Below are 24,182 nucleotides of genomic sequence, written 5' to 3' on the forward strand. Positions count from 1 at the left end.
CCTCCATCACCGCGACGAGGAGCCGGCTGATGAGGACACCGACCGGCAGCCATCACGCTCACGAGGCCTTTGGCAGAGGAGCCAAGCCCGAACTCCTGCTGCCGTAGCGATCCGCCGGTAGGCGACGGGACAGGTTGGGACCGAGCGCCGCGCGGTCGGCCTTGAAAGCGACCCAGTCGGCAATGTCCGGCAGCGAGGGAATCGTGACGCGCTCTCCCTGATCGAGGCCCGCGAGCGCGGCATCGACCATTTCGCCCGTCTCCATCACCACCTCCTGTGGCAGGGTGTTGATGTCGATTCCGCCCTTCGCCCACAGTTCCGTGCGCGTGGCTCCCGGTAGCACCGCTTGCACGCGCACACCGTAGGACGAGAGCTCGCTGTCGAGCCCTTCGCTGAAGGCGAGGAGATAGGCCTTGCTCGCCCCGTAGCCGACACTGATAGCCGGCTGGTCTCCTCGAATTGCAACCACTGAAGCGATGTTCACGATATCGCCCTTCCGCCGCTGCGCCATACCCGATGCAACGGCCCGAGCGAGACGAGTTGCCACCACCATGTTGAGGTGGATCATCGCATCGAGACGCTCGGGATCCATGCTGATCGTTGGACCGGAGACCGCGATACCGGCATTGTTGACCAGCATCGTGATGTCATCGGCTTGGAGCCGTGCCTCCACCTTGCGACGATCGTTCGCGTCGGCGAGATCGGCTGATAGCACCTCGATCATCACGCCGGTCTCATCGCGCAGACGAGACGCGAGTTCGTTCAGTTTCGCCGCGTCGCGGGCGACGAGAACGAGATCGTATCCGCGCTGGGCGAGCCGGTCCGCATAGACCGCCCCAATGCCGGCCGAAGCACCGGTGATCAGCGCTGTTCCTTGTCCTTGGCTCATGGTTCATTCCTTTCATGAGAGAGTACGCAACCGGGTGATTGGACGGCCCATTCAGGCTGGACGCTCGACGGCAATGGCCGTTGCCTCGCCGCCGCCGATGCACAGGGATGCGATCCCGCGGGACAGCCCCCGGCGCTCCAGCGCATGCAGCAGGGTCACAATCAGGCGCGCGCCGGTGGCGCCGATGGGATGGCCGAGCGCACAGGCGCCGCCATTCACGTTGAGGGTGTCGCGTGGGATGCCGAGATCCCGCTGTGCTGCCATGGCGACGACCGCGAAAGCCTCATTGATCTCGAATAGGTCGACATCCCCGACGCTCCAGCCCACCTTGTCGAGGAGCTTGCGGATCGCCGGAATCGGCGCCGTGGTGAACCAGGCAGGGTCCTGGGAATGGGTCACGTGCCCCCGGATTGCTGCCAGGACCGGGAGGCCTTCGCGTTCGGCGATCGAGCGGCGCGTGAGGACGAGCGCCGCCGCCCCGTCGGCATTGGCGGAGGAACTCGCCGCCGTGATCGTGCCATCGAGCCGGAAGGCCGGCTTCAGGGATGGGATCTTGTCCGGTGAGACCTTCAGTGGGTTCTCGTCCGTGTCGATGACCGTGTCGCCCGTCTTCCCGGTGATGACGATCGGTGCGATCTCGGCTGCAAAGCTCCCCTCCCCGATGGCCTGCCGGGCCCGGGTGAGCGTCTCGATTGCATAAGCGTCCTGATCGGCCCGGCTGAACTGATAGACCTCCGCCGTCGCCTCGCCGAAATCCCCCATCGGCCGCCCGCCCTCATAGGCATCCTCGAGGCCATCCATCATCATGTGGTCGATGAGGCGGTCGTGACCGACCCGGTAGCCGCTGCGTGCCTTGGCCAGAAGGTACGGCGCGTTGGACATGGACTCCATGCCGCCGGAGACGACGATCCCGGCCGAGCCAGCCAGAATGAGGTCATGGGCCAGCATGGTCGCCTTCATGCCGGAACCACAGACCTTATTGACGGTCGTCGCGCCTGCTGCGTCCGGCAGGCCTGCCTGGCGGGCAGCCTGGCGGGCTGGCGCCTGCCCCTGACCGGCCGGTAACACGCAGCCCATGAGGACCTCGTCGACCTTTTCGGCCAAAAGCCCGGCGCGATCGAGTGCAGCACGAATGACATGGCTGCCGAGCTTCGGGGCGCCCAGCCCCGAGAGACTGCCCTGGAACCGTCCGAGCGGACTGCGAACGGCGGAAACGATCACGACCGGATCATGCGACGACATCTGCGTCTCCTTTATATGATGTTTGACATATAACATGATGGGCGTAATGTAAAGTCCAGATCCAACGGAGTTCGGCCATGCGTTACGAGAAGGGCCACAAGGAGCAGACCCGCAAACGCGTCCTCGACATTGCGGGAGCGCGGTTCCGCGCCAAGGGCATCGAGGGGACCGGGGTCGCCAGCCTGATGGCCGATGCCGGGCTGACCCATGGCGGCTTCTATGCCCATTTCAAATCGAAGGACGATCTCGTTCGGGAGGCCCTCTCAACCGCCCAGGCGCGCAGTCGCGAGACATGGGCCACGGAGGCAAAGGCCGCCCGCGAGCGGGGCGAGGACGGGCTTGAGGCCATCGTGCGTCGGTATCTGCGCCCGGTGCACCGCGACCAGCCGGAGGCAGGCTGCTCCGTCGCCGCGCTCGCGCCCGAAATTGCCCGCAACGATCCAAAGACCCGCAACATCATGGCCGATGCGGCAAGTGAGATCGTCGCGACCATCGCGGCCGAACTGCCCTCCTCCTTCCCCGAGGAGAAGGCAACGGAAACCGCCTATGCGATCTTCGGGCTGATGATCGGCACGCTACAGCTTGCCCGCGTCGCGACGGATCCTGCTCTCTCCGAGACGATTCTGCGCTCGGGCCAAGAGGCCGCTCTGCGCCTCGCCCGCGAAGGAGTGTAACGGATCCGGGCACGAATCCGCCTGACCGGGAGGGCTGCGCCGATCACTGACCTGGGATCAGGGCGCCGAGATGGCTCAGCATGCCCGTCTCAAGATTGATGCGGGCGTCCAGGTCTACTTCTGCGATCCGCAAAGCCCATGGCAGCGTGGTACCAACGAGAACACCAACGAGCTGCTGCGTCAGTAATTCCCGAAAGGCACTGATCTGAGTGCGCACAGCGCCGAGGAGATTGCTGCCGTGGCGGCCGTCCTCAACTCAAGGCCGAGAAAGACGCTGGGCTGGAAAACCCCTGCAGAGGCGCTTGACGAGTGGCTGCGGCAGGTCAACAGAATCCCTGTTGCGACGACCGTTTGAATCCGCCTTGAGCTCCCCTATCGCTGTGGTGGATGAGGTTGGCTCGCCAGGGCTGCCGGTCATGGAGAGCCTGCTCCAGGGCATCGAGCACGAACTCGGCCCGGGCCGAGCGCGACGCAAGCCAGCCCACGATCCGGCGGGCGAAGGCGTCGATTACGAAGGCCACATAGACAAAGCCCGACCAGGTCGCGACAAAGGTGAAGTCACTGACCCACAAGGCGTTCGGCCGCGGCGCCGTGAACTGCCGGTTGACCCGGTCGCGCGGGCATAGGGCTGCGCCATCGCTGACGGTCGTCCGGATACTCTTGCCGCGAACCACCCCTTGGAGACCCATCTGCCGCATCAGCCGGGCAACCGTGCAGCGCGCAACATCGATGCCCTCACGCTGCATCTGGCGCCAGACCTTGCGAACCCCATAGACGCCGAAGTTCGCCGCGAAGACCCGGCGGATCTCTTGGCACAGGTCGATGTCCCGGCGCTCGCGGGCCGGCCTGCGGTCGGGATTGGCCTTGCGGGCGGCGTGCTCATGGTAGGTCGACGGGGCGATCGGCAGCACACGGCAGATCGGCTCGACCCCGTAGATCTCACGATGCTCGTCGATAAACGCCTTCATGGCTTGGAGCGGCGGTCGAGCTCCGCCTGGGCAAAATACGCACTGGCCTTGCGCAGGATCTCATTGGCCTGGCGCAGTTCGCGCACCTCCCGCTCGAGCGCCTTGATGCGCTCCTGGTCCGCGCTCGTCGGCCCGGGGCGCAGGCCCTGCTCGCGCTCCGCTTGCCGCACCCAGTGCCGCAGCGTCTCACGCGAGCAGCCGATCTTGGCCGCAATCGACAGGATCGCCTCATACTGCGAGGCGTACTCGTCGCGGTGATCGAAAACCATCCGGACCGCGCGCTCGCGGACCTCTGGTGAATATGGGGGTGTTCGCTTCGTCATGGCTCCATCCTGTCAGGAGTTGGAGCCTCCGGGAATCCCGGCGCGGTTCAAACAGCCAGAAACGAGAGCATCTGTTTCTTGACGACCTGCACGTCGGCCAAACCTTCACCAGCGCATCCCACAGGCTGGATGCCGCGCAGATCAAACACTTCGCGGCGGAGTTCGACCCGCAACCGTTTCACCTCGATGAGGAGGCTGCAGCCCGGTCGCTCTTTGCCGGCCTCGCGGCCAGCGGCTGGCATACGGCCGCTCTCACGATGCGCATGCTCGTGAACGGCGGCGCACCCATCGCCGGCGGCCTTGTCGGCGCGGGGGGCGAGATCGCGTGGCCGAAGCCGACCCGTCCCGGCGACGAACTCCATGTCGTCAGTGAGGTCATGGAGATCATCCCGTCCCGCTCTAAACCGGACCGGGGCATCGTGATTTTGCGCAGCGAGACCCGAAATCAGCGGGGCGAAATCGTTCAGGTACTCACCTCGAAGCTTGTGGTTCCGCGGAGCTCATCCACTGCTGCGCCCTGAGTGTCATATGGCATTGCCAGTCAGTTCGGCGATCATAGCTGCCGTCGAGCCATACGAGAGTCTAGGTAAACCGGACTTCGCTGACATCAATCGAAACCAGCAGGACATCCAGGTTGGGTCTGTGGTCAGGCCCGCGCAGATAGGCCCGCCGCTTGCTGGGCAGGCGAATCCCATCGGCCTCGATGTAGTCGTGGACGATCTGCGCCGCGGCAAACCCGCCGGCGACATCGACGGTGTAGTCATGCCGGCGCAGGGACAGGTCCTCTCCAAAATAGAAGTCCTGAACGCGGCTGTGCGTGGCGATAGAGTCCGGAAACTCAACCCGCAGAACGCGCCAGGTCCTGCTCCCTTCGGCCCAGGGTTCAACCTCCTGGACCCGGACCCCCGCCATCCTGAACAGGAACGGGGTCGTGAGATAGGTCCACATGGCATATCCGTTGAAGTAGGCCCGGTGCAGCGGGTCCCAGGGCGTGTCGAGGCCATGACCGGCAAACGACGCTCTTGGGTGGGTACGTTCCCTCACAATCGAGCCGTCGCTCCGAACGATGGCGATCCGCTCGGGTGTGAACTCCGTATGCCAGTCAAGGTCGCCGAATGGCTTGAGCGAGGCGCGTTCCTCATGAAGAGACACCGTCATGCGCCGCGGGTTCGGATCCTGGATCAGGCCCTTGAGGCCCCAGAGGCCGCCGCCCGTGATGATCGTTGCCTCCCCAAGGGTGAACGATCGCCAGCGATCAAGACCGCCGTGAGCCTCAATGATTTCTGCAAGAAACATGTTCATTGTGATCGTCCTTACTGAGCGCCGCCGGCATCGCTGGCGCCTTTCACCTTGCGTGTGAACAGCAACACCAGGGCGGCCAGCGCCAGCACCACGCCGAGGACGGCGTAAGTGTCACTGAAGCCCATGATGAGGGCCTGCCGCCGCATGGAGGAGCCGAGGGCTGCAAGCGCCTTGTGCTGCGCTGCGGCCGCATCGGAGACACCATGCGACAGGAAGTACTGCGTCAGATCGGCGATCCTCTGACGCACCTCCTCACGGTAGAGCGTCACCGTCTGACCGATGATGTTCGAGTGGAACTGCTCGCGTTTGGTCAGGATCGTGCCAAGGATGGCGGTCCCGACTGCGCCGCCGAGATTGCGCAACATGTTCGACAGGCCCGAGGCCGCGCCGGCTTCGCTCGGTGCAATGCCGGACGTGGTAATCGCGCTGATCGGCGTCAGCACCAGAGCCTGGCCGATTGCCCGCACGATATTCGGAACCCAGAGCTGGTCACCGGCCGTATCCGGCGACAGCGTCGTGTTCATGAAGCAGCTCGCCGCGAACAAGCCAAGTCCGACGAACGTGATGTAGCGAGGCTCGAAGCGCTTCATGAGAATCGGCACGAGCGGAATCAGAAGGAGCTGCGGCAGTCCTGTCCAGGCGAGCACGTTGCCAATCTGCTCGGCATTGTAGTGCTGCACCTGGCCCAAATACTGCGGCAGGATATAGACCGTGCCGAACAGTGCAAAACCGACGAGGACCTGCACAAGCACGCCGGCGCCAAAGTTGCGGCGTGTCAGGAGCCGCAGGTTGATGAGCGGCTTCCTGACTGTGAGCTCGATCGCCACAAAGGCAGCCAGGAAGACAGCGGCAAGTATGGCGAGCCGAACGATGAACGGTGAGGCGAACCAGTCATCCTTATTGCCTTCCTCGAGAACCGTCTGCAGCGCCGATAGGCCGATGGCCATGGTGATGATGCCGGCCCAGTCACCCTCCTTCAGAAGCGACAGCTGCATCGGCTGGCGCTCAAGGGTGAGGAAGAGCGCCACGACCATGACGGCACTGGGCGGCAAGTTGATGAAGAAGATGACACTGTCGGCGAATTCAGGCGGCGACCAGGGCAGCAAAGCGGGTCACGCGCGTCTTGGCACGTGGCCGTCCCTCAAGCCAGTTGATCATGCGGGAGACGTTCATCGCCACGGCCGTGCAGACGTGCTGAAGGCTGGTCTTTGCCAGCCCGATGTAGCGGCTGCGCCGCAGGCCAAAGGCGCGCACGCCCTGCGACAGCGTGGCTTCGACACCGGCGCGAATATGGTAGCGCTCCTGCCATTCAGGATCGCGCATGCGGGCGCGGGCCGCATTCAGCGCCTCATGCTTCTCGCGAGGTCGGAAGTAGAGATTGCGGCGGGCCTCCTTGGCCTGCGTGCAAAGTGCCCGCACCGTGCAAATACCGCAATCGGAACGGCTAAACTGGGCATTGACGTCCTCAAGGCCATCACGGCCTCGCCGGATGCGCCACGTCACCGAGATCTTGCCCTGGGGGCAAATGACCCGTTCGTGCTCCCAGTCGATGACGAACTGCGCCAGATCGTAGCCGTGCCCTTCACGCATCTGCCACGTCGAGATACTTCGCACCGGCCCCTCGAGGGACACCGCGTGGTCGCGTCGACTGTCGACCAGCAGATCGGCATTGACATAGGCGCAGTCGACAAAATGCTCGGCAGGCAACAGACCCTTGGCCGCCAGTCTCGTGTGGATCTCGGCCGTGCAGCTCATGTCAAACTGCATGGCCATACCGGTCCTCACATGCGTGATCACATGGGCGCTGTCATCATCGCAGGTCTCGGTGACGTGGACCTTGTAGCCCGACCATTCGTGCCCGCGCTTGGTGCTGTAGTGCATCTCCGGATCATAGGGCGACTGCAGTCGCTCGCCGACCGGCGGCAGCTCCTTGCCGGCCCGCCAGCGTGGCCGGCCGTCCTCTCGGGCAAAATGCACCTGCCAGACGTGACGCAGCCGAGCCACCATCGGCACCGCGCGCGCCTCAGCCGGAGCTTCGGGCGCATCCAGCACATCGAGCAGCCGATAGCCGTCGGCGCCAATCTCGAGCGCCAGCGCCTCGCGCTTGGCCTGGCTCTTGGGCAGGCGGCCGTCCTCGATCCGGTGCGCATAGCGCTCAAACCAGACCGGCTGGGCGATTGAGCGCAGCCATTCGGGCACAACGGCCGCCAAATCGTCGAGCGTGGCACGCAGTGTCTCGCCGACCAGCTCCAAGAGATGCAGGTCACGCACGGCGCCGAGCACATGTGTGCTGTCAGTGCGCTGCTTGCCGCGCGGCTTGACCAGGCCGCGTGCCTTGAAGTGCTCGAGCATGCGGTCGAGCAGCAAATGCTCGGCGCCACCATCCACCAGCCGCTGGCGGAACTCGGCGAGCACGCTGAAGTGAAAGCCGGGGTCGGCCAACTCGAGCCCGAGCGCGTACTTCCAGTCGATCCGCGCCCGCACCGCATCGGCGGCCTGCCTGTCGCTCAGCTGTTCGAGGAACTGGAACACCGTGACCAGCGCCAGGCGCCAGGGCGCCAGACCCGGCTGGCCTCGCGACGGATAGAAGGCGGCGAAGTCGGCGTCGCTGTAGAGCGCGCTGAACTCGTCGCGCAGCCGCATGATGGTGGTGCTCTTGGGAAACGCTGCGCGGGCAATGCGGGCAGTCTCCGTCGGGATCGCGCCGATCGGCTCTGGGTGAAGGCTCATGGCTGATCCTTCCTGCTCGGTGAAGCTCCAGATCATGCGCCCGCTCAGATCGCCGCGCAATTCGCCGACAGTGTCAAGAAGATCGTCTGCCAGCCATAGTTTTCGGTCAGATAGCCGCCGATAGTCGGGCCGATCGCCGGGGCAAAGGTGACCGACAGGGCAAAGAGAGCAAGTCCTATTGACTGCTGCGGTTTCGGCAGCTTGGTCAGGACCATCGTGAAGGCCATTGGGATCAGGACGCCGCCGGCTAAGCCCTGGAGGCCACGCATGACGATCATCGAACCGAGATCATGGGTGAAGGCACAGGCAATCGAGAACAGCGGGAACAGGATCGTACTGGTGATGATGTAGCGCCGGAACGAGAAGATACGGCTCAGATAGTCTGTCAGCGGGATCACCACGATCTCGCCAATCAGGTAGGAGGTCGAGATCCAGGCGCCGTTGTCGACGCCGGTGCCGATGCCGCCCTCGATGTTGAGGAGCGAAGCATTGGTGATCTGGATGTTCAGGATCGCCATGAACGCCCCGATCATGCCGGCCAACACGGCCACCCACGCGGTCAGGCTGGCCTTGTCGGCGGGGCGGGTGGCAGATAATGGGGAGTGCGAGGAATTGAGCGTCATGTCGGACATGGCCGTGCCTCTGGCAAGTGTGTCGTTCTGGTTTTTTGAAGCTACCCTTTGATGACGGCCTCCGAAGCGATCCGGTGCTCGGGCGTCCGGGTATCGATGCTGGGGGTGACCGACATACCGGGCCTGAGCTGGCCAGCCAGCGGCCTGCCGGAGTCGAGAACAATTTTGACCGGGATGCGCTGCACTACTTTTGTAAAGTTGCCGGTGGCATTGTCGGGCGGCAGCAGGGCGAACTCCTGCCCGCTGGCCGGCGCGATGCTGTCGACACGCCCGCTGAAGGTGGCGCCCGGGAAGGTGTCGACATCGATCTCGACCGGCTGCCCAGGCCGGACATGGGTCAGCTGCGTCTCCTTGTAATTGGCAATGACATAGGTTGCATCGACCGGCACAACGGCCATCAGCTGCGTTCCGGCCTGTACGTACTGGCCCACCCGCAATGTCCGGTTCCCGACGACACCATCGACCGACGCGGTGATGGTGGTGTAAGACAGGTTCAGCTCGGCCTGCTTGAGCGCCGCTGCGCTCCGGGCCAGTACCGCATGGGCCTGAGCCAGTTCGGCCTTCAGGATATCGGTCTGTCGGATCGTGTTCGCGAGGGCCGCTTCGTCGCGTGTGACCGCCGCCCGGGCGGCCGCGATCCGGGATGAGGCCTGCTGGGCATTCTGGACGCTTCCGAAGCCCTTGGTCGCAAGGGCGGCGTAACGCCGGTCCTCCTGCTCGGCGAAGGCCTCGTTGGCCTGATCGACAGCAATCGTCGCGCGTGCCGCGTCAATCAGCGACTGCTGAGCGGCGAGTGCGGCCTCCTTGTTGTCTGCTGTCGCCTGGGCCGCGGCGAGGTCGGCTTTGGCCTGTACCAGCGCCACCGCATAGTCGCGATCGTCAATCCGGGCCAAGATCTGGCCGGCCTTGACGCGCTCATTGTCGCCGACCAGCACAGCCGCGATATAGCCCGGCACCTTCGGCGCGATTGTGCTGTTGTCGGCACGGACATAGGCATCGTCCGTCGACACCGTGAATCGCCCGACGGTCCAGTAGCGCCACCCGTAGTCGGCGGCTCCCGCCAAGGCGAGGAGACCGGCACCCACCAACAAGAGAGCGCGCAGCCGGCGCCTAGTGCCAGCCGGGCGGCCAATGGGATCCGCCTGAACGGGCGCGGCGCTTGGATCAGGCTCGGGAGCGCGGTTAGTCAGGTGGGGACTGAGTACTGTTAAAGCAGGCTTTTCGGCCGTGAAGGGAGCTGACTGCTGGGACATCGGAATACCCCTTTCCCATTTGGGGGACCTGGACATCCCGGTCCTGACCAATTTAGGAAACTTGATGTTTTCCAAAATAAGCTCTATAACGGCAATGTCAATCAGAATTTGGAAAACCGTCATGGGCGAAATTGCAGAGAAGACCCGGCGCTCTCGTGGACGCCCGCCAATCCGCTCCGACGAGGAGACCCGGCATCTGATCCTTGAGGCCGCGTCGTTGGAATTCCGGGCAAACGGCTACGCCTCCACCACCATGGCTGCCGTAGGCCAACGGGCCGGGATCTCCACCAAGACCATGTACCGCCTTATCCCCACCAAGGCGGATCTGTTCAAAAGCATGTGCTCCGAGCGGATCGGACGTTTCATGCTGGCCATCGATGAGGCCGTCATCGGAACCCTCGAGCTTGAGGCGGCGCTTGAGCGTATTCTGTGCGCGTACGGCAACTTGGCCCTTGACCAGGAAGTCATCGCCATCACGCGGCTCGTCACCAGCGAGAGCGACCGCTTTCCCGAGCTTGGGGCGGCCTTTTACGAGGGCGCCTTCCGGCGCACCCGTGAGGCCATTGAGGGCTGGTTGCGTCGGCAATGCGATCAGGGAGTGATCGCGCTCGACGATCCTGGTGTCGCGGCTGACATGTTGCGCGGCATGATGGTCATGGAGCCACAGCGCGCCGTGATGCTAGGCCAACGCGCCGCGCCCGATGCGGAGGAGATCGCGGCACGGGCCAGAATGTGCGCGAACCTGTTCCTGACCGGCTGTCGTCTTAATACCCGTCCTGCCGCACATTGAATGGATAGAAGCTGTCCTTTCGGGAGTTGCCGCCTGTTATACGAGCAGTCTCTCCATTCGAACTCATGTCGATCGCGTTCTGGTTCGATAGCAATGCAGGTGCTTATCGGACGCTGAGCAGCGCGACGGCGCCTCAGCATTTCTTTCCCATTCAGCATCAATCGCGAGTCCTTGCCTCTCCTCGCGTAGCCAATCGGAAGCAGTGATAGGGATCTTCGCCCTGAGTAATTCTGGTGCCGCTGTCAGTCAGGGTGCACAATGCTGTTGAGCACAGAGTTAGATGCCGTAATGGGCCTGCCGCTCACGCAGTAGCGGAGCGGGGTGGCTGTCCCTCAGAGTGATGTGTGTTGGAACGGGGTCCGAGCGGATCGGCCCCAAGCATCATGAGGGACAGCCATGGACTACTATGCCGGAATCGACGTGTCTTTGGAACTGAGCAGCGTCTGCATCCTCGATGGCTCCGGACAGATTGTCCGCGAGGCGAAGGTCGCCAGCGAGCCGGAGGCGCTTGCGGCCTTTCTCGCCAGCCTGAGCCTACCGCTCACCCGCGTCGGCCTGGAGGCCGGGCCACTTTCGCAGTGGCTGCATGCCGGCCTTGTGCAGGCTGGGTTCGAAGTCGTGCTGCTGGAGACGCGGCATGTCAAGGCGGCGCTCTCGGCCATGATCGTCAAGACCGACCGGCGCGATGCGCGCGGCATCGCCCAACTGCTGCGCATGGGCTGGTTCCGCCCCGTCCACTGCAAGTCGCCGCCGGCGCAAGAAGTGCGGGCGCTGCTCATGGCCCGCAAGCAGCTGCAGGCCAAGATGCGTGATGTCGAGCTCAGCCTGCGTGGGCTGTTGCGCGGCTTCGGCCTGAAGGTCGGCGAGATCAGCAAGGGCCAGTTTGCCGCCCGGGTGCGCACCCTCACGGCCGGTCATGAAATGCTGGAGAAGATTGCCGAAGCCATGCTGCGCGCCCGGGACGCGCTGCAAATGGAGTTTGCCCGATTGCATCGGGCCATGCTGGCGATCGCCCGGAAGAACGAGGTCTGCCGGCGGCTGATGAGCGTGCCAGGCGTTGGCGCGCTGATCGCGGTCACCTTCACGTCCGCAGTCGATCATCCTGAGCGGTTCTCGCGCTCGCGGGCGGTGGGCGCGCATTTTGGCCTGACCCCGAAGAAGTATCAGTCGGGCGAGACGGATATCACGGGAGCCGTGAGCCGGGTGGGCGATCCGATGGTGCGCACGGCGCTCTATGAAGGAGCCCATATCCTGCTCACCCGCGCGGTGCGCTTCTCTGCGCTCAAGCGCTGGGCGCTGGAGGTGGCCAAGCGGCGCGGCATGCGGCGGGCCAAGGTGGCGCTGGCCCGGAAGCTTGCGGTCATTTTGCATCGCATCTGGATCGACGGCACCACCTTCCGCTGGAACCGGGAGGGCGTTGCCGCATAGGAGAAACAAGCGTTCGGAACGGGGCGGCGATCGTCCCGTTCTCCTGAGGTCCCGTCGCCGGGACGATGGAGGCGGTCAAGCCGTAAGTAGTGCCGTGAGCATCTCATCGAGGTGGAACACGCGCCTTAGATGGGCTGACCGCATCCTCTCTGATGGCATGGTGGGGCGGCCTCGCGTCGACCCCGAACAGAAGCAAGACTTCGGCGACAGGACAGTCACTCAGGGGCTTGACACCCAACGGCCCATTACAGAAGCACTACAGTTGCACCCGTCGGTTTTGCGCTAATTACCTCCTGATCTGACACAGGAGGCTGCCATGACCGGTGTGGCCGTCGAGCAGATGCTCGAACTCTGGTGCGTGGAGTTGCGTCAGGTCAAAGCTCACCTCAAATCGCTGTTTGCCCATCCCAGCATCGCCGCCTCGGCCGCCGCCTTCCTCGACGGGCTGCTGGGGCCGGAGCGGCGCAAGACCGGCTGGATGCGCGCGGAAGCCGCCGGCGATTCGGGCCCTTGGCGCCAGCAGGCGGTGCTCGGCCGCAGCCACTGGGACGCCGATGCGCTGCGGGATATGGTGCGCGACTATGCGCTCGAGACGCTCGCCTCACCCGGGGCGGTGCTGGTGATCGACGAGACCGGCTTTCTCAAGCAAGGCCAGCGCTCGTGCGGGGTAGGCCGACAATACACCGGATCGGCGGGCAAGATCACCAGTTGCCAGATCGGCGTGTTTGCCACCTACGTGTCGGAGAAGGGCTGCGCCTTCATCGATCGCCAGCTCTATCTGCCCAAGGACTGGACCAACACGCCCGAGCGCCGCACGGCGGCTCAGGTGCCGGATGCCATTCGCTTTGTCACCAAACCCGAGATCGCCGCCGAGATGATCGAGCGCGCGATCGCGGCTGACGTGCCGTTCGACTGGGCGGCGACGGACTCCATCTACGGCGTGGGCTCCATCGAGATGCTGTTGCGCCGGGCCGGCAAGGGCTATGTGCTCGGCGCTCATGCGACCGATCAGTTCAACTCCTGGGGCGACAAACCTGAGGTGGCCGGCATGGCCGAGCAGATCGCAAAGGCTCTTGCTCCCGGGACTTGGCGACGCCTGTCGGCGGGAGACGGCACCAAGGGAGCGCGCCTGTACGAATGGGCTTATCTAGAGTTGGCGGATCTCGAGGCGGATGAGTACAACGAAGACCTCACCGGCCTGTGGACGCGCGGCCTGCTGATCCGACGCAGCATCGCTGATGGGGATCTGGCGTTCTTCTCGACCTGGTGCCCGGCCGGCACGTCGATCGAAGAGTTGGTGCGGGTCGAGGGCCAGCGCTGGGCGATCGAAGATGCGTTCGAGACCGCCAAAACGGAGCTGGGGCTGACGCACAACGAAACCCGCTCGTGGCATGGCTGGCACCGGCATGTCTCGCTGGTGATGCTGGCCTTTGCCATGATGGCGGTGGTGCGCGAGCGCGCCAACACTCTCACGTCACCCCAAAAAAGAAACGACGAAGCCCGGCTCCAGCGCTGGTGCGATGGTCTGTCCAGGAAATCCGCCGTGTGGCCACCCGCCTCCAGCAGCGTCGGATCGAGCCTGCCTTCGTGATCGCCTGGTCCGCGTGGCGACGCGCGCATCAGGCGATGGCGCAAACCTCACATCGCAAACGCAAGGTGCAACTGTAGTGCTAGATGTCTGGATGCGAGACCTCCTTGGCGTGAGCGACGACCTGGAGGGCTTGAGGCAAAGCGTGTGGATCGGGTGGCTTCGCGCGCCGATTGGCCAGCTTCGGCTCAGCGACCAAGCGGCTTCGCACGACCTCGTCCGGTGATCGCCCCTTGAGCACGCGCTGGCGTCTTCTGTTGTAGGCTTGGTTGAAGCCCTTGAGCAGCGTCTCCAGATCCCCATGGCTGTAGATCGTGATGCCGAGCACTTCACGCTGCACCCGTCCATTGAAGCGCTCGGCGAGACCGTTGGTTTGCGGCGTGTAGGGCTTGGTCCTGCGATGCTCCACCTTCAACTGGTGGCAGGCGTCCTCGAAGCCATCAGCGGTAAAGCACGAGCCACGGTCGGTGAGCACGTGGGTGACCTTGAAGGGAAACGCGCGGATCGCTTCTTTGAGGAAGGCAATCGCGCTTATGGCCAGCTCGTCGTCTTTGACGGCCAGGTGCACCCAGCGCGAGCAGCGGTCGATGGCGACATAGAGGAAGCGTTTGCGGCTCTCGCCATTGGCGGTTCTCAGCTTGGGCAGGTGTTTGATGTCCATGTGCACGAAGCCGAGATCGTAGTCCTTGAAGGTGCCGCTCCGGCGCTGGCGCTGCTGCGCCGGTGGCAGGCGGCCTAAGCCTTCAGCCTTGAGGATGCGGTAGACCGCATCACGGTTGAGATGCGGCAGGAAATGCGTGACCACGAAGGTCAGATCGTCGAGCGGAAAGCCGGTGGCCTGCCTCAGGGCGCAGACGATGGCGCGTTCCTCCTCGGTGGCCCTCCAGGGCAGCTTGTGCGGCCGGCTGCTGTGGTCCTGACAGTCTTTGGGGCCGCGCTTGCGCCATTTGCGGACCGTCTCGGTGCTCACACTGAAGCGCTGGGCCAGCACGCCCGTCGGCTCGGATGAGCGGGCAATCTCCTGGCGGACGGCTGGAGTGGTGCGGGCTTGCGGATGAAGGGAGTGCATCATGTCCTCCTGCGATGAGGAGCTCGGCGCCGCAGGCCGTCAAAGCGCCAAGCATACTCCTCAATCGCGCAACGCACTTGGTCCCAACAACGTTCCGCCACCAGACAATTAGAGCATCGGACGTTCAGACGAATCCATAGCCTGCGGCGGTGAAGTAGTTGCGGCATTCTCCTGGCTCGAACAAGTTGCAGATGTCACCGATGGCGCGCCAGAGCGCGTCGAGGGTTCGGGCCTCAGCTCTGCGCAGGAGCGCTTTGATCTTGGCAAAGGCCTGCTCAATTGGGTTCATGTCCGGACTGTACGGGGGCAGGAACAGGAACCAGGCGCCTTGTTGCTTCAGACACCGCGCGGCCTTCTCACTCTTGTGGGCTGGCAGGTTGTCGAGAATGACCACGTCGCCTTGGCGGAGCGTCGGCGCCAGTTGCGTCTCGACATACGTCTCGAAGATCTGACGGGTCATCGGCCCGTCGATCACCCAGGGCGCCGTCAGCTCATAGCACCGCAGCCCGGCGACAAAGGTCTGGGTTTTCCAATGGCCAAAGGGAGCGCTCATACATAACCGCTTTCCCTTGCGGCAGCGCCCGCGCAGGCGCGTCATCTTGGTGGAGGTGCCGGTCTCATCCAGGAACACCAGACGATGCGGCTCCTGCTGCATGCGCGGCTGGCGCTTGCTGCGCCAATGATCGCGCGCTTGGCGCACGTCGGCGCGTCCTTGCTCGCTGGCCCGCAGCGTTTTTTTTGAAGCTGTAGCCCTGGCGAATGAACCAGCGCGAGATCGACGCAGGCATGACCTTCGTGCCGCAGGCCGCCAATTCAGCCGCGAGCTGCGGCATGGTGATGTCGCCCTTCTCGGCAACACGCTGGAGCAGGAACTCGCGATGCGGATCGAGCTTGGAGTAGCGCCAGCCGCCCTCCGGCTTAGGTGCCAGGCTGCCAGTGGCTCGATAGGCCGCCATGAGCCGGACCACGAAGGCGACCGAGACCTCGAAGTGGCGGGCAGCCTCATGGCAGGGATGGCCCGCCTCGACAAAGCGCGCCACCCGGTGGCGCAGATCCAGCGAATAGGACTTGGTCATCGCTCATCTCCTCCCAGGAAGAGGGCTGAGACAAATGAATCACGAAGCCGCCACGCCGCATAGCCTCTGATTCAGTCAGAACCGCCGATGCTCTAGTCCCGCTCGATGTGGCTGCGAATAGCCGCGGATCGGTAGACACTTTTTCGTTGCACGGTTGAGTGCGAGTGGTGAGGACGGCGGATCGCCGCTCCCTGGGCTGCACTCAGGAGCGAACTGGACAGCTGCTGCTAGCGGCAGCGGCTTCAGTCGCTATATCAGCAAGCAGTCGCTTCTGGCGCGGTCTTTTTCAGAGTGTGAGCGAATCGCTCTTTCTTGCAAACTCGGCATCACGGCTCGCATGGGCGAAGTGACTTCGGAGCCGTGGGAGAGCCATATCCACAAATGCGCGTACTTTCGGAACGGAAAGGCGCCCCTGCGGCGAAACCAAATGGAGAGGTAAAGGCCGGTCATCGTAGTCCTTGAGTACAATTTCCAATGACCCTTCACGCACCTGTCGGTCGATGTGGTACGACATCAACCGCGTCACACCACGGCCACTGGCGGCAGAGACTATGGCTCCTCGGATACTGTTGACGATGAGCCGCGGTGTGAAGTGCACCGTGCGGGGAGCAGACGATCCGTCCAGTGGCGGAAAGCTCCAGGAATCAATCCCAAGGTCTGCGAACGCGATGATCTGATGTTTTGCAAGATCCGCCGGCTCCATGATCCGGGGATTGTGCGCGAGATAACGCGGTGCCGCCGCCACAATGCGCCGAACTTCGCCGACCCGGGTCGCCACCAGACTCGAGTCGGCGAGGTGCCCAATGCGCAGGGCAACGTCGATACCTTCATCAATGAGATTCACGAGCCGGTCCAGCAGATACAGACGCACCGACACGGCCGGATAGGCATCCATGAAGGCATCGATGATCGGGCACAACACCGTCTCGCCGAGGAAAACCGGCGCTGTCAGGGCGAGCGTGCCACGCGGCACCGAGCGCTCGCCCACTGCCAAGATGTCGGCCTCCTGAAGATCGGTGAGCACGCGCCGGCAGACGGCAGCGTAGCGCTCCCCCGCTTCGCTGAGCTTGATCGATCGTGTCGTTCGGTGCAGGAGTTCGGTGCCGACATGCTCCTCCAGGAAGGCGATGGCCCGGCTGACTGCGGCCGGAGAGCGGCGGAGCTTGCGACCGGCACCGGCGAGGCTGCCTTCGTCGAGCGCCGCCACAAAGACTTTCATGGCGTCGAGGCGGTCCACTGATATGTCCTCCACTTATTCTTACGTTTGGAGGAGTAATGATAGCCAAATCATAGACTTTCACTCGCGTTGCGGCAATTCCACTAGGGCTATGCATGGCAAAGCTCGGCCTTACGACCAAGCTCGCCTTGCCAGACCACGTACCGGGGCTGTAGCGTCCGAACGCGCATAGCCCCTATCCTACTAGCCAGCTAAGGGAGACTATTCTCTAGTCCGACGAGCTGGTTGCATCCCTCGCATAGCGCGGGCTCCCGAGGCTCCGCTCATGCGCGCTTGCCAGTTGCCCGAAGGTGATCTCGCGACTGGTTGCGCGGATTTCGCGCGTTGACCATAGAACTCGAGCGATCCTGAAGCGGCCATTCAACCGGATCGCGAAAGAGTGTCTCCCAGATGGCGACTATTCGCTTCGACCTCCGCCAATCTTAGGTCTCGGCCCAACGGCCGTGCATGGGCCAGCCGTCTAAACTTAATCTTATCACGGAGAATCATCGTGCAGGCACTACCGTTATCGCCTACTCGGCGCCACTCTCTAGCTAGCTCAGCCGCAGTATTTCTGGCCGCGTCGGCAGCCGTGCTCGCCGTCGATCTGATCCCCACGCCTCTGGCCGCGCAGACCGTGCAAGCGGGTACAGTGACGGAAGACACAGCGATCCGGCCGTTTAAGTTCCGCGCGTCCGATGACGAGCTTGTCAACCTCAAGCGGCGGATCCAGGCAACTAAATGGCCCAGCCGGGAGCTGGTGGCGGACGACTCGCAGGGCGTGCGGCTCGCGACGATGCAGAAGCTCGCCGATTATTGGGCGAACCAGTACGACTGGCGAAAGGTCGAGGAGCGGCTCGCCACGCTGCCGCAGTTCGTCACCAACATCGACGGCGTCGACATCCACTTCATCCACGTCAAGTCGAGGGATCCTAACGCGCTGCCGGTGATCATCACGCACGGATGGCCGGGTTCGATTATCGAGCAGCTGAAGATCATCAACCCGCTGACCAACCCGACCGCTCATGGCGGGACCGCGGCCGACGCGTTCGACGTCGTCATTCCGTCCATTCCAGGGTACGGCTTTTCCGGCAAGCCCACGGAGCTCGGATGGGATCCGCAGCGCATCGCGCGCGTCTGGGCCGTCCTGATGGACCGGCTGGGGTACAAGAAATATGTCGCACAGGGCGGTGACTGGGGCGATGCCATCTCCGAGCAAATGGCACTTCAGAGGCCCGCGGGGTTGCTTGGCATCCACACCAATATGCCGGGAACCCTCCCTGACAATATTTCAGCGGCCCTGGCCGGCGGGCCAGCGCCCTCTGGTCTCTCGACTGACGAACAATATGCGTGGGACCAGTTGGATTTCTTCTACAAGCACCGCGTGGGTTACGCGCACGAAATGGGCAACCGTCCGCAGACGCTCTACGCTCTGGAGGATTCGCCCATTGGCCTTGCCGCGTGGATGCTCGACCATGATGCGGTCAGCCAGAAGCTTATCGGACGAGTCTTCGATGGGCAGTCGGAGGGGATCACGCGCGACGATATCCTCGACAACGTCACGCTCTACTGGCTGACGAACACGGGTGTTTCGTCGGCGCGTCTCTTTTGGGAGAGCAAGCTCGCATTCTTCGCTCCCAAGGGCGTTAGCATTCCGGTCGCGGTGAGCGCTTTCCCGGACGAAATCTATACTGCGCCGCGCAGTTGGACTGAGAAAGCGTTTCCCAAGCTGATTCACTACAACCGGCTGCCCAAGGGCGGGCACTTTGCGGCCTGGGAACAGCCGGAACTCTTCACCCAGGAGATCCGGGATGCGTTCCGGTCACTGCGCTGATGGAAGTGAGGGGGCAGCGCACGGCAGCTGCGCTGCCTCCTGACGGACCCGGTATCCGGATGAACCTTTGCCTTCGAGTAAAACGCGTGATCGGCGGCGGCCAAAGTCGCCACCTCCGGACGGCAACCAGCACTGTGCGACCAACCGTTGAGCGAAGGAGATCCAAGATGCGCAAGACTGACACGCCTGAGAAAATCGATCTGCGTCGTCGCCGCTTTTTTGGCACCGCAGCCATTCTCATTGCCGCAGCGGACTTGGACGTGATCAGTTCTGCGATAGCGGGATCCGGCCAGACAGCGCCGGGATACCTGTCCGTCCTTAAGCCGGGGACGAACACATCGTTCCCCTCGCTCAAGCAGATCGACGCCGGCCTCCTGAATGTCGGTTACGCGGACGTCGGCCCCACTGACGGCGCCCCGGTGATCCTTCTGCACGGTTGGCCCTACGACATTCATAGCTATGTCGATGTCGCTCCGTTGCTGGCATCCGCCGGGTACAGGGTGCTCGTCCCTTATCTGCGCGGTCATGGAGCAACGCACTTTCTGTCCAGCGAGACGATCCGCAACGGTCAGCCGTCGGCGCTCGCCGTCGACCTCATTGCCTTCATGGATGCGCTCAAGATCAAGAAGGCGATCCTCGCCGGCTACGACTGGGGAGCGCGATCCGCGGATATCGTCGCGGCGCTCTGGCCGGAGCGTGTCAAAGGCCTTGTCGCCGTGAGTGGCTATCTGATCGGCAGCCAGGAGGCGGGTAAGGTACCATTACCACCGAAGGCCGAGTTGGAATGGTGGTATCAGTACTATTTCGCGACGGAACGCGGTCGGGTCGGCTACGAAAAATACCGGCACGATTTCGCCAAGCTGATCTGGCAGCTCGCTTCACCGAAGTGGGACTTTGACGATGCCACATTTGACCGCAGCGCCGCAGCCTTCGAGAACCCAGACCACGTTGCCGTCGTCGTACATAACTATCGCTGGCGGCTTGGGCTGGCAGACGGCGAGCCGCCATACGATGCACTGGAAAAGAAGCTTGCCGAATTCCCGGTCGTGACCGTGCCGACCATCACGCTCGAAGGGGATGCCAATGGGGCTCCCCATCCGGATCCGGCAGCCTACGCCAGGAAGTTCTCGGGCAGGTACGAACATCGGCTGATCACCGGTGGGATCGGCCACAACCTGCCGCAAGAATCGCCGCAGGCCTTCGTCGAAGCGGTCTTGGATGTGGATCGGTCCTGATCAGCATCAGCAAGGGCAGCTCTCTGAAACGCCTTCCCTTGCAGCCATGGCCTATCCAGGGATCTCATGTTGATGGGGAATGGAATTCTTCAGCCGTTCGCGCCGTCGACGGGATACGAGCCTAATTCTGATGAGGATCGCGACTGGAACGAGAACAGACCAGTCGTGCCCATGTTCAACTCTCTCTGACGGCTGAGATCGAAAGTTCAAGCACGATCGCGATCCCATACGATCCGAGCCTCGAGCGTCGGCTGTCCAAGCTATCGGGACTGTCGCAGGTATCTCTGCTTTGGCTGGAGGTCAGATTAACCCCAGGCAGATCCAATATCGACAGCCTTGACCTATCCTTATCGGACGACGAGCTGATAGCTGCCGTCGATTGCGTCTGTGATGCCAACCGGTCCACCCAGTCGCGACACAGACAGAAGACGATCGATATCAAGCCATGCTGGCTCGTGCCACAACTGGACGGATGATCTTCACCGGTACGATGCGATGAAGGCTGCCACTTCGCCTTTCGCTGCTGTCGGAGCCAAGTAGGTCTTGTCGGATTCCACAATCGAAGCTCCCGCTCCCTGCGACCGTGTCTCTTGAGGTCCCGGGGCGGGCAAGGATTATTCCGTCTCGCGCAACGGTCCCGTGCCGGCTTTGAGGATTCTATGACGCAAAGCGCACCGGTACATTGCGCCTGTCGCCATTGCAGGGAGCCTCAGGAGAGCTCGCACGATGTTAACGCTTCTTGTCCGCCAATTCAGATCGCCACGGCGCCTGCGGGTCTCCATCAGAGTCCTGCCGCCGCAAGCCCGATCAATGGTTCAGGCTAGACTTTTCATGAATACGAAGGCCTATATGCCTCCGACTTCGGATGGAGAGCACAATCATATCGTTGCTAAAGATCCAGACATCCCATCTCGAGGCAACCTTGCATGGTTTCTGCGAGCCATCGCCATCACCGTTATTTTGCTTCTGGCGCTCGTCCAAGCCCCGCGGGCTCACGCGGATGAATCCCATCAGGGGGATGAAGCAGCGTGGATTCCGACAGCGGATCAGATCGTTCAGCCGACGGCAGCCTGGAATGAATTCTGCGTGCGCATGGCAGCCGAGTGTGCAGTCGACCCGTCTGAGACTGAAAGGATTCAACTCACGGATCAGGTCTGGAAGACGATCATAACCGTCAACAAGCACGTCAATACCATGGTTTCTCCCCGTGAAGACATCAGTCACTGGGGCGTGATCGACCGCTGGGATTATCCGGCCGACGGCTATGGTGACTGTGAGGATTACCAGCTACTCAAGCGCCGCATCCTGGTGGACGCTGGTCTCTCACGCCGCGCACTGCGCATGGTCGTCGTGCTGGATGAGAACCGCGAGGGCCATGCTGTGCTGATGGCCCGCACGGACCGCGGCGACTTCATCCTCGACAACAATAGGAACGAGGTGCTGCTGTGGTATCGGACCGGTTACGTCTACATCAAGAGTGAAGGTAACAAGAGCCTCGACTGGGTTTCGCTTGGAGGGCACGTTTTGGTAACTTCGTCGACAGGCCAGTAGCCGAAACAGCACGCACTCCAAAAACCGCAGAGTCTGGGCAGCAAAGTCGCAAGAACATGACGGCTGGAGAGAGCTGGTGACTGGCAGGCGAGTGCAGATGTCTTGGCTTTTAGTAAAACGGGTTAGAGGATCTTATTATGCTATTGGTTGGTTCCATTTTGGCAGGAATCGCAAGAGTCGCCGGTCACTCTTCTATGACGGACAAGTTGTCGCGGATTGTTCGCCGCCAGACTCCTCATTCTACCAGCGGTAACGATCTTCCGTATGCAAAGAGGTTTCTGACTCTCGACATCACGAATCCGAACTCGGGCGAGACCCATTCCCTCGGATTGTATCTGATGGCGCATCCCGCCTCCTCGCATGGCACACGAGTTTACGGGGCCACGATCGTCGACGAGAACTCCATTGCCTGGTCAGCCCGGCTCATCACAGACGGCCGCGGTTGTCTGGTGGTCTTTGTTGGCGACACAAGCGGCTCAAATATACAGTTCGATGTGAAGCCTTGGTCCCGAAGAATTGCGATCATCGGTTCGCTTCCGGAAGCGATTGCATTCTCGAGCGACAACGGCACAACCGCCATCTGCGTCCGGCAGTATTGCGACGCGGCGAGATTGATCATCGACGCGGAAAAACCGGCCACCCGCTCGGACATCAACCGGGTCCGCCGGCGCGTAGCCAAGCTCCTCCACCCTGACCTGGGCTCGGCCATCGAGGTTGCCTGTCGAGCCCGTGCCATGGCGCTAATGAACGCGGAACTGGACGAACTCAGCTCCAGGGTTGCAGCATGAGTGACAGCCAAGCTTGGAAGGATCCACCGACGTGGCTCAAGTGCAAACTACGGGCAATTAAGGGTGAAGTTCCCATTTCCGCAAAGATCGTCGAAGTGGCGAGAGTGCGGAATAGCTCTTGCTCTGGTGGACATTAACAATACCCGCCGTGGAAAGATAATGACGTTATAGCAGCCTAGGGTGAAAACTGGTTGAACACCTATTGAGACTGATTTAGCTGGCCATGAGAGGCTCGCTGGGCGTTCTCTCGCAGATCCACTTCATCGACTTCCGCGCACGTTGAGCGAACGGCTTGTCGAAGTCGCGGGGCTGCGTGATCGACAGTTGCAGGCAGACGCTCTGGGCCGGCAGGACCTGGCACCAGTCATGGATCAGCTGTTTGTACGACCGTCCCACCGCCCGGATGTTGCGGTCGAGATCGTACAGGCCGAGTGGGTTGACGGTGCCGTTCTCCTCCCGCAGGGCGGTATCCCAGTCGACCTGATCGGTGAGCGAGTACCACGTGAAGCCGATCATCGGCACGCCGGAGTTGCGCACGCGCAGAACGTTGGACCACTCCTTCCAGAGCCACTTGACCGCCTCATCGCCACTCGGGCCTTCTTTGACGTTCGTCTCCGTGTGCATCACCGGCAGCCTGTAGCGGTCATGGTACTGCCGCGTGATCTCGGCATAGCCGAAGACCTCGTCCGAGGCGCTAGAGTGGCCGTTGGCCGAGACGAGGTGCTCGTTGGTCACGTAGTAGTCGTTGCCCATGATGCAGTGGCGCTTGAGGTTGGCCCTTATAAAGAATTCGTACTCGTCCCGGCTCATGCCGTTGTCCATGAGGTAGACGAACATGTCCGAGTCCACCCGCCGGCTGTAGTTGAGATCGAGCGGGAGAAAGCGGCGGGCGTTGTAGAACTCGGCAAGCGGGATCGCGCCGGGGCAGTCCGGGTGGAAGTGCTCCGAGGACTCGCTCTGGATGAAGATGGCATCCGCACGCACGTCGAGGATCACCCCCATGGCGAGCACATTGGCCTTGACGATGTGCTTCAGGGCGGTGACGAAAGCCTGGTCGCTTTGCATCTGCTCGTTCCACCAGCCATAGGCAGCTGAGAACGCGGCGCAAACGAACATCTCGTTGACCGGCGTGTAGAACTGGACCCAGGGAAAGCGCTCGGCAAAAGCCTGCGCATACCCGGCGAAGAGTTCGGGAAACTCGGGGTTCTGGAAATTGCCGATCCAGTCCGGCACGCCGAAATGGCACAGGTCGACGATCGGCACGACGTTACGCCGATAGAGTTCGCCGAAGGTTTGGTCGCAGAAGTCCCAGTCGTAGCGCCCGTGCCCGAGCCAAGTCGTGTGGATCGGCGGACCGTAGCGGAGATAGTGGATCCCGACCTCGTCGAGTAGATCAAAGTCCGTCTTCCAGAGGGTGTAGTGTCCGCACTTCTCCATCTCATCGATGCGGGTCCGACCGCCGTTGATCGTGGGATAGCTGTTCTCGATCCCCGTGGCGAACAGAAACGTTGAAGCGGTCATGTTCGGTCTCCTGTGTCCTGCTCGAACCCGGACCTTGAGCCAATGTGGAGTTTGCGCTTCGCGGCTTGGTCGG

General features: G+C 62.6%; 17 protein-coding genes, 5 pseudogenes and 1 other annotated feature. Of the genes and pseudogenes, 10 read left to right on the forward strand and 12 right to left on the reverse strand.

Annotated elements, in window-relative coordinates; all coding sequences use genetic code 11:
- Positions 1-58: 58 nt before the first annotated feature.
- Positions 59-889 carry an SDR family oxidoreductase gene (locus JO965_RS38580; RefSeq protein WP_203446046.1) on the reverse strand — a complete coding sequence of 277 codons (831 nt, stop codon included), beginning with the start codon at positions 887-889 and terminating at the stop codon, positions 59-61.
- 51 nt (positions 890-940) lie between these two features.
- Positions 941-2,131, reverse strand: a complete 1,191-nt coding sequence (locus tag JO965_RS38585) for an acetyl-CoA C-acyltransferase (protein WP_203446047.1) — start codon at positions 2,129-2,131, stop codon at positions 941-943.
- 77 nt (positions 2,132-2,208) lie between these two features.
- Here JO965_RS38585 and JO965_RS38590 point away from each other — a divergent pair, with 77 nt between their 5' ends.
- Both JO965_RS38590 and JO965_RS38595 read left to right on the forward strand, forming a co-directional pair.
- Positions 2,209-2,805, forward strand: coding sequence for a TetR/AcrR family transcriptional regulator (locus tag JO965_RS38590; RefSeq protein WP_203446048.1), 597 nt, complete (start codon positions 2,209-2,211; stop codon positions 2,803-2,805).
- Positions 2,806-2,830: 25 nt separating this feature from the next.
- Positions 2,831-3,160 (forward strand): annotated as a pseudogene (locus JO965_RS38595) (IS30 family transposase); the annotation flags it as partial.
- A 7-nt stretch (positions 3,161-3,167) separates the two neighbouring features.
- Here JO965_RS38595 and JO965_RS38600 read toward each other — a convergent pair.
- Positions 3,168-4,096: pseudogene (locus JO965_RS38600) on the reverse strand (IS3 family transposase); the annotation flags it as partial.
- Positions 3,699-3,815: a sequence feature (AL1L pseudoknot), on the reverse strand. It overlaps the preceding pseudogene by 117 nt.
- Positions 4,097-4,167: 71 nt before the next feature.
- On the opposite strand from JO965_RS38600, the gene JO965_RS38605 reads away from it, so the two are divergent.
- Positions 4,168-4,617, forward strand: coding sequence for a MaoC family dehydratase (locus JO965_RS38605; RefSeq protein WP_246777209.1), 450 nt, complete (start codon positions 4,168-4,170; stop codon positions 4,615-4,617).
- 61 nt (positions 4,618-4,678) lie between these two features.
- Here the strand turns inward: JO965_RS38605 and JO965_RS38610 are convergent, their stop codons facing one another.
- From JO965_RS38610 to JO965_RS38630, 5 genes and pseudogenes are all read right to left on the reverse strand, one after another.
- A complete protein-coding gene (locus JO965_RS38610; RefSeq protein WP_203446050.1) occupies positions 4,679-5,398 on the reverse strand; it encodes a hypothetical protein in 720 nt (239 codons plus the stop codon).
- A gap of 11 nt (positions 5,399-5,409) precedes the next feature.
- Positions 5,410-6,465: pseudogene (locus JO965_RS38615) on the reverse strand (MFS transporter); the annotation flags it as partial.
- A 16-nt stretch (positions 6,466-6,481) separates the two neighbouring features.
- Entirely contained in the window at positions 6,482-8,128 is a 1,647-nt protein-coding gene (locus JO965_RS38620; protein WP_203446748.1) for an IS1182 family transposase, read from the reverse strand.
- A gap of 77 nt (positions 8,129-8,205) precedes the next feature.
- Positions 8,206-8,760: pseudogene (locus JO965_RS38625) on the reverse strand (MFS transporter); the annotation flags it as partial.
- 41 nt (positions 8,761-8,801) lie between these two features.
- Positions 8,802-10,013: an HlyD family secretion protein gene (locus JO965_RS38630; protein WP_203446051.1), complete on the reverse strand. Its 1,212-nt coding sequence runs from the start codon at positions 10,011-10,013 to the stop codon at positions 8,802-8,804.
- A gap of 121 nt (positions 10,014-10,134) precedes the next feature.
- Between JO965_RS38630 and JO965_RS38635 the strand changes: the two genes are divergently transcribed.
- From JO965_RS38635 to JO965_RS38645, 3 genes and pseudogenes are all read left to right on the forward strand, one after another.
- Positions 10,135-10,803 carry a TetR/AcrR family transcriptional regulator gene (locus JO965_RS38635; RefSeq protein ID WP_246777137.1) on the forward strand — a complete coding sequence of 223 codons (669 nt, stop codon included), beginning with the start codon at positions 10,135-10,137 and terminating at the stop codon, positions 10,801-10,803.
- A 396-nt stretch (positions 10,804-11,199) separates the two neighbouring features.
- Positions 11,200-12,231: an IS110 family transposase gene (locus JO965_RS38640; protein WP_203439776.1), complete on the forward strand. Its 1,032-nt coding sequence runs from the start codon at positions 11,200-11,202 to the stop codon at positions 12,229-12,231.
- A gap of 316 nt (positions 12,232-12,547) precedes the next feature.
- Positions 12,548-13,714, forward strand: a pseudogene (locus JO965_RS38645) (IS701 family transposase); the annotation flags it as partial.
- 187 nt (positions 13,715-13,901) lie between these two features.
- On the opposite strand, the gene JO965_RS38650 reads toward JO965_RS38645, so the two are convergent.
- From JO965_RS38650 to JO965_RS38660, 3 genes are all read right to left on the reverse strand, one after another.
- Positions 13,902-14,888, reverse strand: a complete 987-nt coding sequence (locus JO965_RS38650; protein ID WP_203444297.1) for an IS481 family transposase — start codon at positions 14,886-14,888, stop codon at positions 13,902-13,904.
- 124 nt (positions 14,889-15,012) lie between these two features.
- A protein-coding gene (locus JO965_RS38655) for an IS630 family transposase (protein ID WP_203446053.1) occupies positions 15,013-15,964 on the reverse strand; the annotation gives its coding sequence in 2 pieces (ribosomal slippage) (positions 15,013-15,588 and positions 15,590-15,964; 951 coding nt in all).
- A gap of 286 nt (positions 15,965-16,250) precedes the next feature.
- The gene (locus JO965_RS38660) at positions 16,251-17,201 is read right to left on the reverse strand and encodes a LysR family transcriptional regulator (RefSeq protein WP_203446054.1); all 951 of its coding nucleotides are present in this window, start codon (positions 17,199-17,201) and stop codon (positions 16,251-16,253) included.
- A gap of 631 nt (positions 17,202-17,832) precedes the next feature.
- Here JO965_RS38660 and JO965_RS38665 point away from each other — a divergent pair.
- From JO965_RS38665 to JO965_RS38680, 4 genes are all read left to right on the forward strand, one after another.
- Entirely contained in the window at positions 17,833-19,014 is a 1,182-nt protein-coding gene (locus tag JO965_RS38665; RefSeq protein ID WP_371826999.1) for an epoxide hydrolase family protein, read from the forward strand.
- Positions 19,015-19,181: 167 nt separating this feature from the next.
- On the forward strand, positions 19,182-20,249 hold the full coding sequence (locus JO965_RS38670; RefSeq protein WP_203446055.1) for an alpha/beta fold hydrolase: 1,068 nt from the start codon (positions 19,182-19,184) through the stop codon (positions 20,247-20,249).
- Positions 20,250-21,080: 831 nt separating this feature from the next.
- Positions 21,081-21,800 (forward strand): transglutaminase-like cysteine peptidase, encoded by a 720-nt coding sequence (locus JO965_RS38675; protein ID WP_246777138.1) that lies wholly within the window; start codon positions 21,081-21,083, stop codon positions 21,798-21,800.
- A gap of 206 nt (positions 21,801-22,006) precedes the next feature.
- The gene (locus JO965_RS38680; RefSeq protein ID WP_203446056.1) at positions 22,007-22,588 is read left to right on the forward strand and encodes a hypothetical protein; all 582 of its coding nucleotides are present in this window, start codon (positions 22,007-22,009) and stop codon (positions 22,586-22,588) included.
- A 213-nt stretch (positions 22,589-22,801) separates the two neighbouring features.
- Here JO965_RS38680 and JO965_RS38685 read toward each other — a convergent pair whose 3' ends face one another.
- The gene (locus JO965_RS38685; protein WP_203446057.1) at positions 22,802-24,109 is read right to left on the reverse strand and encodes a family 1 glycosylhydrolase; all 1,308 of its coding nucleotides are present in this window, start codon (positions 24,107-24,109) and stop codon (positions 22,802-22,804) included.
- Between the last annotated feature and the right edge of the window lie 73 nt (positions 24,110-24,182).

The organism is Microvirga sp. VF16, from assembly GCF_016864375.1.
GTDB lineage: Bacteria > Pseudomonadota > Alphaproteobacteria > Rhizobiales > Beijerinckiaceae > Microvirga.

What these genes read in the sequence shown, in the direction of transcription:
- JO965_RS38630 (WP_203446051.1), bottom strand. Translation starts at nt 10,013, where the DNA reads ATGTCCCAGCAGTCAGCTCCCTTCACGGCCGAAAAGCCTGCTTTAACA.
- JO965_RS38585 (WP_203446047.1), bottom strand. Translation starts at nt 2,131, where the DNA reads ATGTCGTCGCATGATCCGGTCGTGATCGTTTCCGCCGTTCGCAGTCCG.
- JO965_RS38675 (WP_246777138.1), top strand. Translation starts at nt 21,081, where the DNA reads ATGAATACGAAGGCCTATATGCCTCCGACTTCGGATGGAGAGCACAAT.
- JO965_RS38685 (WP_203446057.1), bottom strand. Translation starts at nt 24,109, where the DNA reads ATGACCGCTTCAACGTTTCTGTTCGCCACGGGGATCGAGAACAGCTAT.
- JO965_RS38635 (WP_246777137.1), top strand. Translation starts at nt 10,135, where the DNA reads ATGGGCGAAATTGCAGAGAAGACCCGGCGCTCTCGTGGACGCCCGCCA.
- JO965_RS38670 (WP_203446055.1), top strand. Translation starts at nt 19,182, where the DNA reads ATGCGCAAGACTGACACGCCTGAGAAAATCGATCTGCGTCGTCGCCGC.
- JO965_RS38610 (WP_203446050.1), bottom strand. Translation starts at nt 5,398, where the DNA reads ATGAACATGTTTCTTGCAGAAATCATTGAGGCTCACGGCGGTCTTGAT.
- JO965_RS38620 (WP_203446748.1), bottom strand. Translation starts at nt 8,128, where the DNA reads ATGAGCCTTCACCCAGAGCCGATCGGCGCGATCCCGACGGAGACTGCC.
- JO965_RS38580 (WP_203446046.1), bottom strand. Translation starts at nt 889, where the DNA reads ATGAGCCAAGGACAAGGAACAGCGCTGATCACCGGTGCTTCGGCCGGC.
- JO965_RS38590 (WP_203446048.1), top strand. Translation starts at nt 2,209, where the DNA reads ATGCGTTACGAGAAGGGCCACAAGGAGCAGACCCGCAAACGCGTCCTC.
- JO965_RS38650 (WP_203444297.1), bottom strand. Translation starts at nt 14,888, where the DNA reads ATGCACTCCCTTCATCCGCAAGCCCGCACCACTCCAGCCGTCCGCCAG.
- JO965_RS38640 (WP_203439776.1), top strand. Translation starts at nt 11,200, where the DNA reads ATGGACTACTATGCCGGAATCGACGTGTCTTTGGAACTGAGCAGCGTC.